An 18,576-nucleotide genomic window follows, 5' to 3' on the forward strand; every position below is an offset into this window, starting at 1 on the left:
CCCCTAGCATCGGCCCATGACACCCGGAGAGGGGAGTCCGTTGGTGACTGCTGAGCATGCGCACGCGGAGGGGGACGAGGCCGGTCCGGCGGCGTCCGTAGGCGTGCTCGACGAGATCCTGGCCGGCGTGCGTGAGGACGTCGCCCGGCGACAGGAGCAGGTTTCGCTGGAGCGGATCCGCGACCTGGCCGCCGCCGCGCCGCCGCCGCTGGACGCGTACGCGGCCCTGCGCAAGCCGGGCGTCGCCGTGATCGCCGAGGTGAAGCGCTCGTCGCCGTCCAAGGGGCGGTTGGCCGAGATCGCCGACCCGGCCGACCTGGCCGGCGACTACGCCGCCGGCGGCGCGCGGGCGATCAGCGTGCTCACCGAGGGGCGCTGGTTCGGCGGCTCGCTCGACGACCTGGCCGCCGTCCGCGCCGCCGTCAGCATCCCGGTGCTGCGCAAGGACTTCGTCGTCTCCAGCTACCAGGTGCACGAGGCCCGCGCGCACGGTGCCGACCTGGTGCTGCTGATCGTCGCCGCGCTGGAGCAGAACGCCCTCGTCGGCCTGCTCGAGCGGATCGAGTCGCTGGGCATGACCGCGCTGGTCGAGGTCCACGACGAGGAGGAGGCCGACCGCGCCCTGGAGGCCGGTGCCCAGGTGATCGGGGTCAACGCCCGCAACCTGCGTACGCTGGAGGTCGACCGCTCGGTGTTCGAGCGGATCGCGCCCGGCCTGCCCAGCAGCGTCGTCAAGATCGCGGAGTCGGGGGTGCGCGGCCCGCACGACCTCATCCGGTACGCCTCGGCGGGCGCCGACGCGGTCCTGGTCGGCGAGGGCCTGGTCACCCAGAAGAGCCCCCGCGAGGCGGTGGCCGAGCTGGTCAACGCCGGCAACCACCCGGCCACGCCCCGCCCGGTGCGCTGATCCCGCGCCGGTTCGTCAGCACCGAGAGGACCATCTCATGAGCGCCGACGCGTTGGCCGCACCGGCCGGTCCGCTGCCCGACCCCGCCGGCCACTTCGGCCGCTTCGGCGGCCGGTTCGTACCGGAGGCGCTGGTCGCGGCGCTCGACGAGCTGGACGCGGCGCACCGCGCGGCGATGGCCGACGAGTCGTTCCGGGTCGAGTTCGGCGCCCTGCTGCGCGACTACGCCGGCACCCCCTCGCTGCTCTACGCGGCGCAGCGGTTCTCCGCCAAGGTGGGGGCGCGGGTGCTGCTCAAGCGCGAGGACCTCAACCACACCGGGGCGCACAAGGTGCGCAACGTGCTCGGCCAGGCCCTGCTGACCAGGCGGATGGGCAAGCGCCGGGTGATCGCGGAGACCGGCGCCGGCCAGCACGGCGTCGCCACCGCCACCGCCGCCGCCCTGTTCGACCTCGACTGCGTGGTCTACATGGGCCAGGTCGACACCGAGCGGCAGGCGCTCAACGTGGCCCGGATGCGGATGCTCGGCGCCACCGTCGTCCCCGTCACCAACGGCTCGCGCACGCTCAAGGACGCGATGAACGAGGCGATGCGCGACTGGGTCGCCAACGTCGACGACACCCACTACCTGATCGGCACCGCCGCCGGGCCGCACCCCTTCCCGGCGATGGTCCGCGACTTCGTCCGGGGCATCGGCGACGAGGCGCGGCAGCAGTGCCTGGACCTGACCGGCGCGCTGCCGGACGCCGTCACCGCCTGCGTCGGCGGCGGCTCCAACGCGCTGGGCATCTTCCACGCCTTCGTCGGCGACCCCGACGTGCGCCTGTACGGCTTCGAGGCCGGCGGCGACGGGGTGGAGACCGGCCGGCACGCCGCCAGCATCACCGGCGGCTCCGCCGGGGTGCTGCACGGCACCCGGACGTACGTGCTCCAGGACGCCGACGGGCAGACGTGCGAGTCGCACTCGATCTCCGCCGGGCTGGACTACCCGGGCGTCGGGCCGGAGCACGCCTGGCTGCACGACAGCGGCCGGGCGACCTACCTGCCGGTGACCGACGACGAGGCGATGGCCGCGTTCGAGCTGCTCTGCCGCACCGAGGGCATCATCCCGGCGATCGAGAGCGCCCACGCGCTCGCCGGCACCCTCAAGATTGCCCCGAAGCTCGCCGCGGAGCTGGGCCGGGAGCCCACCATCGTGGTCAACCTCTCCGGCCGGGGCGACAAGGACGTGCACACCGCCGGCGACTACTTCGGCATCCTCGACAAGGAGCAGTGAGAACGTGAGCCGGATCGGGGTGGCCTTCGACAAGGCCCGCGCCGACGGGCGGGCCGTGCTGGTCGGCTGCATGCCGGCCGGGTTCCCGACCGTCGAGGGCAGCATCGCCGCGATGACCGCCATGGTCGAGGCCGGTGTCGACGTCATCGAGGTCGAGATCCCGTACTCCGACCCGGTGATGGACGGGCCGGTGATCCAGAAGGCCAGCGACATCGCCCTCGCCGGCGGCGTACGCACCAGGGACACGCTGCGCGTCATCGAGGCGGTCGCGGCCACCGGGGCGCCCGTGGTCACGATGACCTACTGGAACCCCGTCGAGCGGTACGGCGTCGACGCCTTCGCCCGGGACCTCGCCTCGGCCGGGGGCACCGGGCTGGTCACCCCCGACCTGATCCCCGAGGAGGCCGGCGAGTGGCTCGCCGCCTCGGACGCGTACGGGCTGGACCGCACCTTCCTGGTCTCGCCGTCCTCGACCGACGCGCGGCTGGCGATGACCGTCGGGCACTGCCGGGGCTTCGTCTACGCCACCGCGATCATGGGGGTGACCGGCGCCCGGGCGCAGACGTCCGACGCGGCGCCCGTCCTGGTGTCGCGGGTGCGGGAGGTCACCGAGCTGCCGGTCGGCGTCGGGCTGGGCGTCGGCACGGGCGCGCAGGCCGGCACCGTCGCCGGGTACGCCGACGGCGTCATCGTCGGCAGCGCCCTGATCCGCTGCCTGCTCGACGCGCCGGACGAGGCGTCCGGGCTGGCCGCCCTGCGCGCGCTGAGCGCGGAACTCGCCGAGGGCGTCCGCAACCCCGCCCGCTGAGCCCGGCCGCGCCATCCCGGCCGCCGAGTGGGGCGACCCCGACCCGGCGGGCCAGGTCACGGCCCGCCCCGGGGGTCAGTGCTGGGGTGTCCGGTCGGCCGGCGGAGTGCTCCGCTGCCCCGGTGGGTGGCCCGCCGCCGGCACCGGATCGCCCGGGGCGGCGTCACGCAGCACGCCGGAGCGGCCCGCCAGGGCGTCGGTGAGCGCCGCCCGGGTGGTCGGGGTGAGCGCCTCGGGCAGGGCCGAGGGGTGGTGCCAGGACAGCCGGCAGCCGCCCGCCGGGTCGCCGACCGGCCCCGACCCCCGCGTACGCGCCCGGAAGACGTGCACCAGGACGTCGGGCAGCGGCCCGGCCCGCCCGGCCGCCGAAGCCGCGCGCGCCGGCGGCGACGGCCCGCACCGCCCGGCGAGGTGGTAGAGGCCGACCAGGTCGACGACCTCGACCTCCCACCCGGTCTCGGCCCGGATGTCGCGCGTGGCCGCGTGCACGGGGCTCTCGGCCGGGCGCAGCCGCCCACCGGGCAGCCCGTGGCGCTCGCCCCGCCCCTGCCGGCACAGCAGCACCCGGCCGGCGTCGTCGGTGACGACCGCGGCGACCGCCCAGGTGAGCGCGCTCATGGACAAAGAGCCTACGGCGGCGCAAACCAGAAGTCACCGGTACCGGCGGACGGTGGACCGGGGTGCCACCGGAGGGGTGCACGGCGGTAGCGTGTGCATCCGTGACTCTCGCCTCGCTGACCCCCCAGGCGGCTCTGCCCAGCCCCAGCACCGCCGTCTGGCAGCTCGGACCGGTGCCGATCCGGGCGTACGCGCTGTGCATCATCGTCGGCATCGTGGTGGCCTGCTGGGTCACCGAGCGGCGGCTGCGCCAGCGCGGCGTCGCCCCCGGCGCGGTCCTCGACATCGCGGTCTGGGCGGTGCCGGCCGGCATCATCGGCGCCCGCATCTACCACGTGATCACCTCGCCGGAGAAGTACTTCGGCACCGGCGGCGACCCGATGAAGGCGTTCGCCATCTGGGAGGGCGGTCTCGGCATCTGGGGCGCGGTGGCCGGCGGGGCCGTCGGCGCGTGGCTCGCGGCCCGGCAGCTCGGCATCCCGTTCGCGGTGGTCGCCGACGCGCTGGCGCCCGGCCTGCCGCTGGCGCAGGCGATCGGCCGCCTCGGCAACTGGTTCAACAACGAGCTCTACGGCGGCCGGACCAGCCTGCCCTGGGGGCTGGAGATCCACCGGATGGACCCGGACAACCCGGGCCATGCGCTGCGCGACGACGCCGGCCAGCCGATCCTCGAACCGGGCCTCTACCACCCGACGTTCGCCTACGAGCTGCTGTGGAACCTCGGCGTGGCCGCGCTCGTCCTCGTCCTCGACCGCAAGCTGCGTCTCGGCCGGGGACGGGCGTTCGCCCTCTACGTGATGGGCTACACGGCCGGGCGGTTCTGGATCGAGCTGATGCGCACCGACGAGGCGAACACCATCCTCGGCGTACGCCTGAACGTCTGGACCGCCGGCCTGGTCTTCCTCGGCGCCCTGGCCTACTTCGTGCGGGTGCGCGGCCCCCGGGAGTACCTCGTCCCGGTCGGCCCCGCCGCGACGCCGGAACCGGTCGTCGACTCCGACGTCTCGCAGGTCGACCTGTCCGCGCGGGAGGCCGGCGCCCGGCCGGCCGCCCCGGAGGGCTACCGCGTGGTCAGCGAGGAGCAGTACCGGCACTGGCGGGACACCGGCGAGGCGCCGGCCGAGCCGGACGGGGCGGCCGCGCCCGGGTCGGCCGACGCGCCGTCGGACGGGGCGGCCGGTGCGGACGCCGCCCCCGGGTCCGGTGCCGCCCCCGCCGGGGAGACCCCGGAGGACCGGGCCGGGGCCACGGGCACCCGGCCCGCCGACCGCGACAGCTGAGAAGGAGCACCCCATGCGTAGCGCGGTCGTGGTCGGCGCCGGGATCGGCGGCCTCGCGGTCGCCGGCGCGCTGGCCCGCTCCGGCTGGCGGGTCACCCTGCTGGAGCGTGCCGACCGCGTCCGCCCCGAGCCGACCGCCGTGGCGCTCTGGCCCAACGGCGTACGCGCGCTGCGCGCCCTGGGCCTCGGTGCCGGCCTGGAGGCGATCGCCACGGGGCTCCCCGACGGCGGGGTGCGCCGCCCGGACGGGCACTGGCTGGTGCAGCCCCGCCCCACGCCGGCCGACCGGATGCCGGTGGTGGTGCACCGGGAGGACCTGCACGACGCGCTGATCGCCGGCCTGGGCGACGAGGTCGAGCTGCGTACCGGGGTGACCGTGCGGACGGTCCGCGCCGTGTCCGGGGAGCGCCCCTCGGTCGGCGACGGTCGGCACACCATCGAGGCCGACCTGGTCGTCGCCGCCGACGGCACTGACAGCGCGGTCCGCCGGCAACTCGCCCCCGAGTCGGGCGTCATCAGCTCCGGCTGCGCCGCCTGGCGGGCGGTGATCCCCTGGTACCGGGCCCCGAAGCTGCCCGCCGACCGGCCCGTCGGCGGCGAGGTGCTCGGTGCCGGCTACCGCTTCGTGTCCGCCTCGCTGGGCGAGCGCGGCTCCTCCGGCGGCTCCAGCCGGGGCGGCATCTACTGGGTGGCCACCGCCGTCGGCGCGCCCCGCCCGGAACCGCCGGAGACCCAGCTCGCCCTGCTCCGCCGCTGGTACGCGGGCTGGCCCGCGCCGATCGCCGACCTGCTCGACGCCACCGACCCGACCGACCTGGTGCAGCAGGAGATCCGCGAGCTGCGGCCGCTGCCGAGGTCGTACGGCTTCCCGACCGGCCCGGGCGGGGTGGTGCTGCTCGGCGACGCCGCGCACGCCATGCCGCCGCACCTCGGCCAGGGCGCCTGCCTCGCCTTCGAGGACGCCGCGACCCTCGCCTCGCTGCTGCGCGAGTCCCGGCTGCCCGACGCGGTGACGGCGTACGACCGGGTGCGCCGGCCCCGGGCGGCGACGGTGGTCCGGCAGACCCGCCGGATGTCGGCGGTGCTGAAGGCCCGGGGCCCGCTGGCGCTGCGCGCCCGCGACGTCGCCCTGGGCGCCCTGAGCCCCCGCCTGCTCTCGACGGCCGCCACCACGGCCTCCCAGTGGCGCCCCCCGACCTGACTCCTCCCCACCCCACCCGCGCCCGGCGCCTCACCCGCCGCTGCTGCCGATCATGCAGTTGTGGTGGGGGATGAAAGCCGTGAGCCGGGTCGAATCAGGCACCACAACTGCATGATCGACGCGGCCGGGGGCGGGCCCGGGGTGGAGGGCTCGGTCAGGGGGTGACGGGGGCGGGTTCGGCGATGCAGGCGGTGCCGACGCGGCGGAAGCCGACGCGCAGGTAGACCCGGGCGATGTCCTCGCTGCCCGCCGAGAGGAAGACCAGGTCGGTGCCGGCGGCCAGCAGCTCGCGGGCCAGCGTGGCGGTGACCGCCGCGCCCAGGCCACGGCGGCGGGCGGCCGGCAGGGTGGCCACGCCGGCGATCTCGGCCACGTCGCCGACCCGCATCGCAATCCCGCTGGCCAGCGCGCCCTCGGCGGGCGTCTCCGCCAGCACCGACAGCCGCCGGCCGTCGGCGACGCTGGTGCGTTCCTCGTCGAGCGCCGTCTCGTCCAGCGCGGCCATCGCGGCGTCCCGCTGGGCGGGGCCGGCCTCGCCGGGTGCGGTGCCGGCCGCGGAGAACCCGACGGCGGCGACCGCTCCCCGCGCCGCCACGTCCGCCGCGAAGTCGGGCGCCGCCCCGTCGAGCACCCGAAGCGGTACGTCCGTGAGGGTCCCCGGGTCGGGCAGGGCGGCCGGGTCGAGCACCATCAGCGGCGCCTCCAGCACCGACAGCCCCGCCGAGCGGGCCACGGCCAGCAGGTCGGGGGTGGTCTCGTGCACCCATTCGAGGGCCTCGGGCAGGCCGAGTTCGCGCTGCCGCTCGCGTACCGCCGTGACGTCCGCCAGCGACGGCGCCTCGGTGGCGTCGAGCCGGGGCCGGGCGTAGAACGGCCAACCGACGCCTTCGCGGACGAAGAGGACGAGGGCGCCGTGCTCCTCCGTACGGGCCGCGTCCCGGGGCACCGCGTCGTAGAAGTGCTCCAGCCGACCGAACAGGTCCCTGTCAAGAAAATCCACCGCGCGAGACTACACGTCCCAGAGTCTGGAAGGTGTGATCAATCTGCACTGGCCTTGCGCTCCGGACCCTAACGTAGACTCAATAGACCCTTGAGGGCCGACGTCGTCCCGATCGAGATCCACCCTGAGCGACGACAGGAGGCCCGGTGGCCTTTCCGTACCCTCACAGCAGCCCGAAGCAGGCCCCGCACCTCGGCCCGGGAGCGCCCGCGGCCGGGCTCTACGACCCCGCGCAGGAGCACGACGCCTGCGGTGTGGCCTTCGTGGCGGACCTGCACGGGCGGCGCTCGCACGCGGTCGTGGTCAACGGCCTCGACGCGCTCTGCCGGCTGGATCACCGGGGAGCCCGAGGCGCGGAACCCAACACCGGCGACGGCGCGGGCATCATGATCCAGATCCCGGACGCGTTCCTGCGCGCGGTGGTGGAGTTCCCGCTGCCGCCCGCCGGCGAGTACGCCACCGGCCTGGTCTTCCTACCCGACGACGACGCCGCCGAGGCCCGCGCCCGCCGTGTGGTGGAGAAGTACGCGCTGGTCGAGGGGGCCGACGTGCTCGGCTGGCGGGACGTGCCGGTCGACCCGGGCGGCCTCGGCGAGACCGCCCTGGCGGCGATGCCCCGGGTGCGGCAGCTCTTCCTCGCCGCGCACCGGCTCACCGACTCGGCGGCCGGGCCGGCCGGGTCGCCCCTGAGCGGTGTCGAGCTGGAGCGGGTCGCGTTCTGCGTGCGCAAGCAGGCCGAGCGGGAGAGCGCCGAGCGGGGCGTGCCGGCATACTTCCCGTCGCTGTCCGCACGGACCATGGTGTTCAAGGGCATGCTCACCCCCGACCAGCTCCCGGCGTTCTACCCGGAGCTGGCCGACGAGCGGGTGGAGAGCGCGATCGCGCTGGTGCACTCCCGGTTCTCCACCAACACGTTCCCCTCCTGGCCGCTGGCGCACCCGTACCGGCTGATCGCGCACAACGGCGAGATCAACACCATCCGCGGCAACCGGAACTGGATGCAGGCCCGCGAGGCGCTGCTGCGTACCCCGAACCTGCCGGGCAACATCCGCCGGGTCTTCCCGGTCTGCACCCCCGCCGCCTCCGACTCGGCGAACTTCGACGAGGTCCTCGAACTGCTGCACCTGGCTGGGCGGAGCCTGCCCCACGCGGTGCTGATGATGATCCCCGAGGCGTGGGAGAACGACCCCGACATGGCCGCCGACAAGCGCGCCTTCTACCGCTTCCACGCGAGCCTGATGGAGCCGTGGGACGGGCCGGCCTCGGTCGCCTTCACCGACGGCGACGTCGTCGGCGCCGTGCTGGACCGCAACGGGCTGCGCCCGGGCCGCTGGTGGCGTACGGACGACGGGCTCGTGGTGCTCGGCAGCGAGGCGGGCGTGCTCGACCTCGACCCGGCCCGGGTGGTCGCCAAGGGCCGCCTCCAGCCGGGCAAGATGTTCCTGGTCGACACCGTCGCCGGCCGCATCGTGCACGACGAGGAGATCAAGGCGGAGCTGGCGGCCGAGCAGCCGTACGCCGACTGGCTGCACGCCGGCCTGATCGAGCTGACCGACCTGCCTCCGCGCGAGCACACCGTCTACACCCACGACTCGGTACGCCGCCGCCAGCAGACCTTCGGCTACACCGAGGAGGAGCTGAAGATCCTGCTCGCGCCGATGGCGCGCACGGGCGCCGAGCCGCTCGGCTCGATGGGCACCGACACCCCGATCGCCCCGCTGTCCACCCGGCCGCGGCTGCTCTACGACTACTTCCACCAGCTCTTCGCGCAGGTCACGAACCCGCCGCTGGACGCCATCCGCGAGGAGCTGGTGACCAGCCTGGCGTCGACCATCGGGCCGGAGGGCAACCTGCTCGACCCGGGCCCGGCGAGCTGCCGGCAGATCGTGCTGCCGTACCCCGTGATCGACAACGACGAGCTGGCCAAGATCCTCTCCATCGACGAGGACGGCGACCTGCCCGGGTTCAAGGCGGTCCGGGTCTCCGGGCTCTACCGGATCCGGGAGGGCGGCGCCGGGATCAAGGCCCGGCTGACGGAGATCTGCCGGCACGTCTCCGAGGCCATCGAGGACGGCGTGCGCATCCTGGTGCTGTCGGACCGCGACTCCAACGCCGACCTCGCCCCCATCCCGTCGCTGCTGCTCACCGCCGCCGTGCACCAGCACCTCGTGCGCGAGCAGACCCGCACCCAGGTGGCGTTGATCGTCGAGTCCGGCGACTGCCGCGAGGTGCACCACGCGGCGGTGCTGATCGGCTACGGCGCGGCGGCGGTGAACCCGTACCTGGCGTTCGAGTCGGTGGAGGACATGATCTCCACCGGAGCGCTCGTCGGCACGGATCCGGCGAAGGCGGTCCGCAACTACGTCAAGGGCCTCGGCAAGGGCGTCCTGAAGATCATGTCCAAGATGGGCATCTCGACGGTGTCGTCCTACTGCGGGGCGCAGGTCTTCGAGGCCGTCGGGCTGGACGCCAAGCTGGTCCAGCGCTACTTCCGGGGCACCCCGAGCAAGATCGGCGGGATCGGGCTGGACGGCATCCACGCCGAGGTCGCCGCCCGGCACGCGGTGGCCTGGCCGCCGCCGGGCGCCGAGGCCACCGGCCGGCTGGAGGTGGGCGGCGAGTACCAGTGGCGCCGCGAGGGCGAGCTGCACCTGTTCAACCCGGAGACGGTCTTCCTGCTCCAGCACGCCACCCGCAGCCGCCAGTACGACGTCTTCCGCCAGTACACGGCCAAGGTCGACGAGCTGGCCGCGAAGGCCGGCTCGCTGCGCGGGCTGTTCACCCTGCGTACCGGCGTGCGGCCCCCGGTGCCGATCGACGAGGTCGAGCCGGCCACCGAGATCGTCAAGCGGTTCGCCACCGGCGCCATGTCGTACGGGTCGATCTCGGCGGAGGCGCACGAGACCCTGGCGATCGCGATGAACCGGCTCGGCGGCAAGTCCAACACCGGCGAGGGCGGCGAGGACGTCGAGCGGCTGCACGACCCGACCCGCCGTTCCGCCGTGAAGCAGATCGCCAGCGGCCGGTTCGGGGTGACCAGCGAATACCTGGTCAACGCCGACGACCTCCAAATCAAGATGGCGCAGGGCGCCAAGCCCGGCGAGGGCGGGCAGCTGCCCGGCAACAAGGTCTGGCCGTGGATCGCCCGTACCCGGCACGCCACCCCGGGCGTCGGCCTGATCTCCCCGCCGCCGCACCACGACATCTACTCCATCGAGGACCTCGCGCAGCTCGTGCACGACCTGAAGTGCGTCAACCCGTCCGCCCGGGTGCACGTCAAGCTCGTCAGCGAGGTCGGCGTCGGCACCGTCGCGGCGGGCGTGGCGAAGCTCAAGGCCGACGTCATCCTGATCTCCGGCCACGACGGCGGCACCGGCGCGTCGCCGCTGAACTCGCTCAAGCACGCCGGCACCCCGTGGGAGCTGGGGCTGGCCGAGGCGCAGCAGACGCTGCTGCTTAACAAGCTGCGCGACCGGGTCACCGTGCAGGTCGACGGGCAGCTCAAGACCGGCCGGGACGTGCTGGTCGCGGCGCTGCTCGGGGCCGAGGAGTTCGGCTTCGCCACCGCACCGCTGATCGTCGAGGGCTGCGTCATGATGCGCGTCTGCCACCTCGACACCTGCCCGGTCGGCATCGCCACCCAGAACCCCGTGCTGCGGGAACGCTTCACCGGCCGGCCGGAGTTCGTGGAGAACTTCTTCCTGTTCCTCGCCGAGGAGGTCCGCGGCTACCTGGCCGAGCTGGGCCTGCGGTCGATCGAGGAGGCCATCGGGCAGGCCGAGCTGCTCGACGTCGCCCCGGCGATCGCGCACTGGAAGGCCGGCGGGCTCGACCTGACCCCCGTGCTGCACCTGCCGGAGCTGCCGGCCGGGGCCGCGCGCCGGGGCGTACGGGCCCAGGACCACGGCCTGGAGCTGGCGCTGGACAACGAGCTGATCGCCCTGGCCGGGCCGGCGCTACGCGACCGTACGCCGGTGCGGGTGGAGGTGGCGGTGCGCAACGAGCACCGCAGCGTCGGCGCGATGCTCGGCGGCGAGGTGACCCGCCGCTTCGGCGGGGCCGGCCTGCCCGCCGACACGATCGAGTTCACGCTGCGCGGCACCGCCGGCCAGTCGTTCGGCGCGTTCCTTCCGCGCGGGGTCACCCTCCGGCTGCACGGCGACGCCAACGACTACGTGGGCAAGGGCCTCTCCGGCGGTCGGCTCATCGTGCGGCCGGACGCCGCCGCCCCCTTCCTCGACGGCGACGCCGCGCCGGGGCAGCGGGCCGAGGACCAGACCATCGCCGGCAACACCATCCTCTACGGGGCCACCGCGGGCGAGCTGTTCCTGCGGGGCCGGGTGGGGGAGCGGTTCGCCGTACGCAACTCGGGCGCGGTGGCCGTCGTCGAGGGCGTCGGTGACCACGGCTGCGAGTACATGACCGGCGGGACCGTGGTGGTGCTGGGCCCGACCGGCCGCAACTTCGCCGCCGGCATGTCCGGCGGCACGGCCTTCGTGCACAAGCTGGACCGCCGCCGGGTCAACACGGAGCTGGTCGACCTGGCGACGCTGTCCGAGGAGGAGCAGGCGGTGCTGCACGAGCTGGTGCAGCGGCACTTCGCCGAGACCGACTCGGCGGTCGCCGAGGGGCTGCTCAAGCGCTGGCCGGAAGCGGTGGCGGAGTTCACCGCCGTGGTGCCCCGGGACTACCGCCGGGTGCTGGAGATCATGCGGGCCGCCGAAGCCGCCGGCCGCGACGTCGACGACGCGGTGATGAGCGCGCTCTCCGCGCCCGCCGCGAAGTCCGTGCCGACCATGCCCGTCCCGCGGGTGACGGTCCAGGAGGTGGCTCGTGCCTGACCCGAACGGTTTCCTGCGCTACAACCGGCGGCTGCCCGCGCGCCGCCCGGTGCTGGTGCGGATCAGCGACTGGCGCGAGGTGTACCCGCCGGCCGGCGAGGAGCTGATCCGCGAGCAGGCGACGCGCTGCATGGACTGCGGCATCCCGTTCTGCCACGACGGCTGCCCGCTGGGCAACCGCATCCCGGACTGGAACGACCTCGTCCGCACCGGCAACTGGGACGCCGCGGTGGACTCGCTGCACGCCACCAACAACTTCCCCGAGTTCACCGGCCGGCTCTGCCCGGCGCCCTGCGAGGCGGCCTGCGTGCTCGGCATCGGCGGCGGCGAGCCGGTCACCATCAAGCAGGTCGAGGTGGAGATCGCCGACGCGGCCGTCGCGCGCGGCGGGCTGTCGCCGCGCCCGGCGTCGACGCCGACCGGCCGGTCGGTCGCCGTGGTCGGCTCGGGGCCCGCCGGTCTCGCCGCCGCGCAGCAGCTCGCGCGCGCCGGTCACGCCGTCACGGTGTACGAGCGCGACGACGCGATCGGCGGTCTCCTGCGCTACGGCATCCCCGACTTCAAGCTGGAGAAGGTCCACATCGACCGGCGTGTGGCCCAGCTCTCCGCCGAGGGCGTGCGCTTCCGCACCGGGGTGAACGTCGGCGTCGACGTCACCGCCGAGCAGTTGCGCGCCGAGCACGACGCCGTGCTGCTCGCCTGCGGCGCGCTCCAGGGCCGGGACACCCCGGAGACCCCGGGTCGCGGGCTGCGCGGCGTGCACCAGGCGATGGACCACCTCGTCGCGGCCAACCGGGTGGTCGCCGCGGCGGCGGGCGGCCGGCCCCACACGGCGGTGCTCCCCGACGGCAACCCGATCGACGCGGCCGGGAAGCACATCGTGATCATCGGTGGCGGCGACACGGCGGCGGACTGCCTGGGCGTGGCGCACCGCCAGGGCGCGGCCGGCGTACACCAGTTGGACCTCTACCCGCAGCCGCCGCAGGCCCGGGACGAGGCCCGGGACCCGTGGCCGACTTGGCCGTGGCTGCTGCGCAGCTACCCGGCGCACGAGGAGGGCGGCGAGCGGGTCTTCGCCGTCGCGGTGCAGGAGTTCGTCGACGACGGCACCGGCCAGGTGCGGGCGGTGCGGATCGCCGAGGTGACGGTGGAGAAGCGCAACGGGCGGCGCATCGTCACCCCGCTGCCCGGCTCGGAACGGGAGCTGCCGGCCGACCTGGTGCTGCTGGCGATCGGCTTCGAGGGCACCGAGGAGCAGCCGCTGCTCGACCAGCTCGGGGTCGGCCGCAACGCGCGCGGCGCGATCGACGCCCGGCCCGACTGGCAGACCGGCACCGACGGCGTCTTCGTCGCCGGCGACATGCACCGGGGCGCCTCGCTGATCGTCTGGGCGATCGCCGAGGGCCGCGCCGCTGCCGCCGCCATCCACGCCCACCTGGGTGGGACGGGCGCCCTGCCCGCCCCGGTGGACCCGGCCCGCCAACCATTGGCCGCGCGGTAACCACACCGCTCGCGACCGCTGGCGCCACGGGGTGCCCGCGCCGGTAGACCGGCCGGGCACCCCGTGCCGCTCAGCGGGTCAGGAGCCGGTGCGACTCGCGGAGCTTGGGCCAGGACTTCGGCTCGGCCGGCAGGCCGGCCTTGCGGGCCGCGCCGGCCACCTCCGGGCGACCGGGGGTGAGTAGCCAGGTGGTGAAGAAGTCGTCCAGGTCCAGGCCGGAGATCCGTTCGGCCAGGGCCTGGAACTGGGCGGTGGTGGCGTTGCCGTGCCGGTGCGCGGCCGTCCAGGCCGGCAGGAGCGCGAAGAACGCCTCGTCGCCGATGGCCAGCCGCAGTTGGTGCACCGTCATCGCGCCCCGGTCGTAGACCGCCGCGTCGAAGATCCTGCCCGGCCCGGGCGCGCCCGGCGGCACCTGCCAGAACTCGTCGTCGGCCGGGTAGCTGGCGTACGTGAAGTCGAACAGCTCCTGCGCGGTGCCCTCGCCCTGCTCCTCCGACCAGAGCCACTCCGCGTACGAGGCGAAGCCCTCGTTCAGCCAGATGTCGCTCCAGTCGGCCAGCGAGACCGAGTTGCCGAACCACTGGTGGGCGTTCTCGTGCACCACCACGTAGGTGTTGGCGCCCCGGCGCCAGAAGCCCGGCCCGTACACCGGACGGGTCTGCGTCTCCAGGGCGAAGCCGATGCCGTCGACGGGCCCGGCCACGCCGCCCTGCGCCTCGAACGGATACGGCCCGAAGAGCCCGCTGCACCACTCGACGACCTCGGCCGTGCGCTCGATGCTGGCCCGCGCGGCCGGCCCGAGCTCGCCGAGGCCGGCGCTGTACGCGTTGACCACCGGCTGCCCGTTCGGCGCCGTGTCGGTGACGATGTCGTACTGGCCGATGGCGAGGAAGGACAGGTAGGTGGCGGTCGGTGAGGTGGTCCGCCAGCTCCATCGGGTGCGGTTGCCCGCCTCGGCCAGCGGCGGGCGCGGCTGGACGCCGTTGCTGATCACCTCGACGCCGGTCGGCACCGAGACGGAGACGTCGAAGGTGGCCTTGTCCAGCGGGTGGTCGTTGCTGGGGAACCACCACCAGGCCGACTCCGGCTCGTACACCACCATCGCCCCGTCGGCGGTGCGGGTCCAGCCGGTGTAGCCGCCGACCAGCGTCTCCGACGGCACGCCCGAGTAGCGCACCACGATGGTGAGCTGCTGGCCGGCCGGGACCGCGCGGCGCGGGGTGACCGCCAGCTCGTGCACGCCCTCCCGGGCGGCCGTCGCCTGCCAGCCGTTGACCCGTACCGACTCGACGTCGAGCAGGAAGTCCAGGTTGAACCGGGACAGGTCGCGGGTGGCCCGGGCGAGGATCGTGGTGGTGCCGGTGAGCACGATCGTGAACCTGTTGGTCCCGTCGTCCGATCCGACCCATTCCATTGATTCGAATGTTTCGATAGCATTACCGCCTGGTAACAAGCACCCGTCCTGGCCACGCGCGCGGTCACCGGCCCCACCGTCCCCTGCCCCGTGGAGGTCTCGCATGCCCCACCGCCCGCTGGCCCGCGCCCTCGCCGCGCTGGTCGCCCTGTGCACCGCCGCCCTCGGCGCGGTGCTCGCCCCAGGCACCGCCCAGGCCGCCGCCGCCGTCAACTACGTGGCCCTCGGCGACTCCTACTCCTCCGGCGTCGGCGCCGGCCCGTACGACCTCTCCACCTGCCTGCGCAGCCAGAAGTCGTACGCCCCGCTGTGGGCCGCCGCCAACGCGGTCACCAGCTTCAAGTTCCCCGCCTGCGGCGGCGCCGTCACCTCCGACGTCATCAACGACCAGGTCGGCTCGCTGAGCACCAGCACCACCCTGGTCACCATCACCATCGGCGGCAACGACGCCGGCTTCGCCGACGTGATCACCAGTTGCCGCTTCGGCAGCACGTCGAGCTGCACCAACGCCGTCAACGAGTCGAAGGCGTTCGCCACCACGACGCTGCCGGGCCGGCTGGACGCCACCTACGCGGCCATCCGCAACCGGGCACCGAACGCGCGCCTGATCGTGCTCGGCTACCCCCGGCTGTTCGAGACCGGCTCCTGCGGGCTGCTGGCGATGAGCACCTACAAGCGGACCATCCTCAACGAGGCCGCCGACGTGCTCGCCACCGTCATCTCCGGCCGGGCCGCCGCGGCCGGCGCCACGTTCGCCGACACCCGCCCCTACTTCGCCGGACACGGGGTCTGCGCGGCCGACCCGTGGATCCGCGACGTCAGCGGCGTCATCGAGGCGTACCACCCCGACGCCGACGGCTACCGCCACGGCTACCTGCCGGCCCTCAACGCCGTCACCGGCTGACCGCACCGCCCGGCGGGTGACGAGCCGCCGCGCCGGGCACCGGCCCGCGTCGGCGGCCTCGATCCACCCCGCACACGCTGGCGGGCTCCCTCCCGCAGGTCTCCGACCAGGGAGGGGGCCCGTCCGCGCGCCATCGTGGAGCGTCCGCCCGCCGACGCGCCCGGCTCGCCACTGTCCGGGTGTCGCCGCTGTCCGTTAGGGTCCTTGGGGACCAGGCGGGGCGACGGCGACGGGAGCAGAAGGTGGGCAGGCTCGCGTCGGCGTACGGGCAGGCGGTCGCGGCGCACCGGGCGGCCCGGGCGCACCTCGACACCGCCCGCCGGGCGCTCGCCGGGCAGCCGCCCCAGGCCGCCCCGGCCTGCGCGTCCGAACTGGTCACCCGGCTCGCGGCGCTCGGCGGCGCGCTCGCCACCCCGACCCCCGGGGCCACCCCCGTGACCGCCGCCCCCGTGCCCGTCCGCGTCGGCGAGGCGTCCACACCGGACGGCGCCTTCCCCGTCCTCGTACCACTGGGCGGCGGCCACCACCTCGCCGTCGACGCGGACGCCCGCGACCCCCGGGTGGCCGGCCTGCTGCGGGCGCTCGTGCTGCGGCTGCTCGCGACCGCGCCGACCGGCGGCGTCCGGGTCGCCGGCATCGACACCGCCGCGCTCGGCGCGACCTTCGGGCCGCTGCGCCCGCTCATCGACGCCGGCGTGCTCGACCCGCCGGCCACCGGCGAGGCCGAGGTGGCCGCCCTGCTCGACGCCGCCGAGCGGCACGCCCGCACCGCCCGGCACGCCGACCGCCCCGACCAGGAGCTGCTGCTGGTCGTCGCGGCGTCGGCGCCGCCGCCGCGCGAGGCGGCCCGACTCGCCGCGCTCACCCACGCCGGGCCGGCCGCCGCCGTCTGCGTGCTGGTCGCCGGCCGGCCCACCGCCGCGTTGGCGGAGCCGGCACCGCAGCTCGGCGCCACCACCACGATCCGGCTGACCGAGCGGTACGCCCACGTCGGCGACCCGCCCGGGGCCCCGTTCAGCCACGACGGCACCGGCCTGGCCGCCCCCGTGCTGCTCGACGGCGACCCGCCGGCCGCGTCGGTGGCTGCCCTCGCCGCGCACCTCGGCGACGCCGCCCGACGCAGCGACGCCGTGGGCTTCGCCGAGCTGCTGCCCGAGCGACACTGGGTCGAGTCGGCGGGCAACGGGCTGCGCACCGTGGTCGGCCGCGCCGGCCGCGACCGGGTCACCGTCGCCTTCGACGACGCCACCCCGCACTGGCTCGTCGGCGGGCGCACCGGCGCCGGCAAGACCGTCTTCCTGCTCGACGTCCTCTACGGGCTGGCCGCCCGCTACTCGCCCGCCGAGCTCCAGCTCTACCTGCTCGACTTCAAGGAGGGGGTGAGCTTCACCGAGTTCGTCCCCACCGTCCGCGACCCGTCCTGGCTGCCGCACGCGCGGGCGGTCGGCATCGAGTCCGACCGGGAGTACGGCGTCGCCGTGCTGCGCGAGCTGCGCCGCGAGCTGTCCCGGCGGGCCACCACCCTCAAGCGGCACGGCGTCACGAAGCTCGCCGACCTGCCCCGCGACACCCCGGTGCCCCGCATCGTGGCGGTGATCGACGAGTTCCATGTGCTCCTCGCCGGCAACGACGCGCTGGCCCGCGAGTCGGTCGACCTGCTGGAGGAGTTGGCCCGCAAGGGCCGCTCGTACGGCGTGCACCTGGTGCTGGCAAGCCAGAGCATGACCGGCGTCGAGGCGCTCTACGGCCGGGCCGAGGCGATCTTCGGCCAGTTCGCGCTCCGGGTGGCGCTGCCCGGTGGCGGCGGGGTGCTCGACCCGCTGAACGAGGCCGCCCAGACCCTGCCGGTCGGCTCGGCCGTGCTCAACACCGCCGCCGGCGCGGTCGGCGCCGACACCGTCGTCCGCTTCCCCGACGCGCACGCCGCCGCCGGGGAGCTGGCCGGGCTGCGCCACGAGCTGTGGCAGGCCCGACCGGCGGGCGCGCGTCCCCCGTCGGTCTTCAAGGGCTACGAGGCCGCCCACGTCGAGGACGACCCGACGTTCGCCGGGCTGCGCCCGGGCGGGCGCCGCCCGCTCGCCCTGGTCGGGCGTACGGTCGACGTCGAGGGCACCTCCGCGCTGTTCATGATGGACGCGACCCCCGGCCGGCACCTGGCGGTGGTCGGCACCTCGGTCACCGGCGCGGAGGTGCTGCGCGCGGCCACCCTGAGCCTCGCCCGGCAGCACGCCCCGGGCGACGCCCGTTTCCTGCTCGCCGCGCTGGTGACCGCCGCCGAGCCCGCCGCCGACGACACCGCCGCGATCCTGACCGCCGCCGGCCACCCGGTCGACCGCCTCGACGCGACCGGGCTGCGCCGCCACCTCGGCACCCTCGCCGCCGCGCCGTCCGCTCCCGCCGAGCGGGGTGGCCTCGCGGCGGGCGGCGCCGCCCCGGCGGCCGGCCGCACCTATCTCGTCGTCTTCGGCGTCGACGCCGCCAGCGGGGTGCTCGCCGTCACCGACCCGGACACGTTCCGCTCCGGCCACGACGACCTGCGGGCCGTGCTGCGCCAGGGGCCCGGGCAGGGGACGCACCTGCTCGGCTGGTGGCGCGGGCTGCGCCGCCTCGCCGACGACCTCGGCGGCGCGCACAACCGCGACGACGTCGCCTGCCTGGTCGCGCTGAACGTGCCCGGCGCCGAGCTGGGGCTGCACCTCGGCGTGCACGACCTCGCGTACGCGCCCCGGCCCGACCGGGCGCTCCTGGTCGACCGGCACGACCAGCGCACCCGACTCATCGTGCCGTTCGCCCGCGACGGGCACGGCCCGGACGGGGAGGACTGAG

Annotated in this window: 12 protein-coding genes; 9 read left to right on the plus strand and 3 right to left on the minus strand. The window is 75.2% G+C overall.

All coding sequences use genetic code 11. The features are described from left to right. Positions 1-103 precede the first annotated feature (103 nt). The 3 genes from trpC to trpA are packed head-to-tail and all read left to right on the plus strand — an operon-like array spanning position 104 to position 2,991. Positions 104-907 (plus strand): indole-3-glycerol phosphate synthase TrpC, encoded by an 804-nt coding sequence (gene trpC, locus DER29_RS27780; protein WP_199729589.1) that lies wholly within the window; start codon positions 104-106, stop codon positions 905-907. A 37-nt stretch (positions 908-944) separates the two neighbouring features. Next, positions 945-2,183, plus strand: a complete 1,239-nt coding sequence (gene trpB / locus DER29_RS27785; protein WP_121400595.1) for a tryptophan synthase subunit beta — start codon at positions 945-947, stop codon at positions 2,181-2,183. A gap of 4 nt (positions 2,184-2,187) precedes the next feature. Continuing rightward, positions 2,188-2,991 (plus strand): tryptophan synthase subunit alpha, encoded by an 804-nt coding sequence (gene trpA / locus DER29_RS27790; RefSeq protein WP_121400596.1) that lies wholly within the window; start codon positions 2,188-2,190, stop codon positions 2,989-2,991. A gap of 75 nt (positions 2,992-3,066) precedes the next feature. Here trpA and DER29_RS27795 read toward each other — a convergent pair whose 3' ends face one another. Next, positions 3,067-3,609, minus strand: coding sequence for an NUDIX hydrolase (locus DER29_RS27795; protein WP_121400597.1), 543 nt, complete (start codon positions 3,607-3,609; stop codon positions 3,067-3,069). A gap of 101 nt (positions 3,610-3,710) precedes the next feature. On the opposite strand from DER29_RS27795, the gene lgt reads away from it, so the two are divergent. Then, positions 3,711-4,889, plus strand: coding sequence for a prolipoprotein diacylglyceryl transferase (gene lgt / locus DER29_RS27800; RefSeq protein ID WP_121400598.1), 1,179 nt, complete (start codon positions 3,711-3,713; stop codon positions 4,887-4,889). A gap of 13 nt (positions 4,890-4,902) precedes the next feature. After that, positions 4,903-6,090, plus strand: coding sequence for an NAD(P)/FAD-dependent oxidoreductase (locus DER29_RS27805; RefSeq protein WP_121400599.1), 1,188 nt, complete (start codon positions 4,903-4,905; stop codon positions 6,088-6,090). 154 nt (positions 6,091-6,244) lie between these two features. On the opposite strand, the gene DER29_RS27810 is transcribed toward DER29_RS27805, so the two are convergent. Beyond that, entirely contained in the window at positions 6,245-7,090 is an 846-nt protein-coding gene (locus DER29_RS27810) for a GNAT family N-acetyltransferase (protein WP_121400600.1), read from the minus strand. A 146-nt stretch (positions 7,091-7,236) separates the two neighbouring features. Between DER29_RS27810 and gltB the strand changes: the two genes are divergently transcribed. Both gltB and DER29_RS27820 read left to right on the plus strand, forming a co-directional pair. Then, positions 7,237-11,931 (plus strand): glutamate synthase large subunit, encoded by a 4,695-nt coding sequence (gltB, locus tag DER29_RS27815; protein WP_121400601.1) that lies wholly within the window; start codon positions 7,237-7,239, stop codon positions 11,929-11,931. Continuing rightward, positions 11,924-13,432 (plus strand): glutamate synthase subunit beta, encoded by a 1,509-nt coding sequence (locus tag DER29_RS27820; RefSeq protein WP_121400602.1) that lies wholly within the window; start codon positions 11,924-11,926, stop codon positions 13,430-13,432. The genes gltB and DER29_RS27820 overlap by 8 nt, the downstream gene beginning before the upstream one ends. Positions 13,433-13,502: 70 nt before the next feature. Here the strand turns inward: DER29_RS27820 and DER29_RS27825 are convergent, their stop codons facing one another. After that, a complete protein-coding gene (locus tag DER29_RS27825; RefSeq protein ID WP_121400603.1) occupies positions 13,503-14,846 on the minus strand; it encodes a M1 family metallopeptidase in 1,344 nt (447 codons plus the stop codon). Positions 14,847-14,949: 103 nt separating this feature from the next. Between DER29_RS27825 and DER29_RS27830 the strand changes: the two genes are divergently transcribed. Together DER29_RS27830 and DER29_RS27835 are read left to right on the plus strand one after the other, a co-directional pair. Continuing rightward, positions 14,950-15,750, plus strand: coding sequence for an SGNH/GDSL hydrolase family protein (locus tag DER29_RS27830; RefSeq protein ID WP_121400604.1), 801 nt, complete (start codon positions 14,950-14,952; stop codon positions 15,748-15,750). A gap of 242 nt (positions 15,751-15,992) precedes the next feature. Then, complete coding sequence (locus DER29_RS27835) at positions 15,993-18,575, plus strand: FtsK/SpoIIIE domain-containing protein (RefSeq protein ID WP_121400605.1); 2,583 nt, start codon at positions 15,993-15,995, stop codon at positions 18,573-18,575. Position 18,576: the final 1 nt, after the last annotated feature.

The organism is Micromonospora sp. M71_S20 (assembly GCF_003664255.1).
Lineage (GTDB): Bacteria > Actinomycetota > Actinomycetes > Mycobacteriales > Micromonosporaceae > Micromonospora.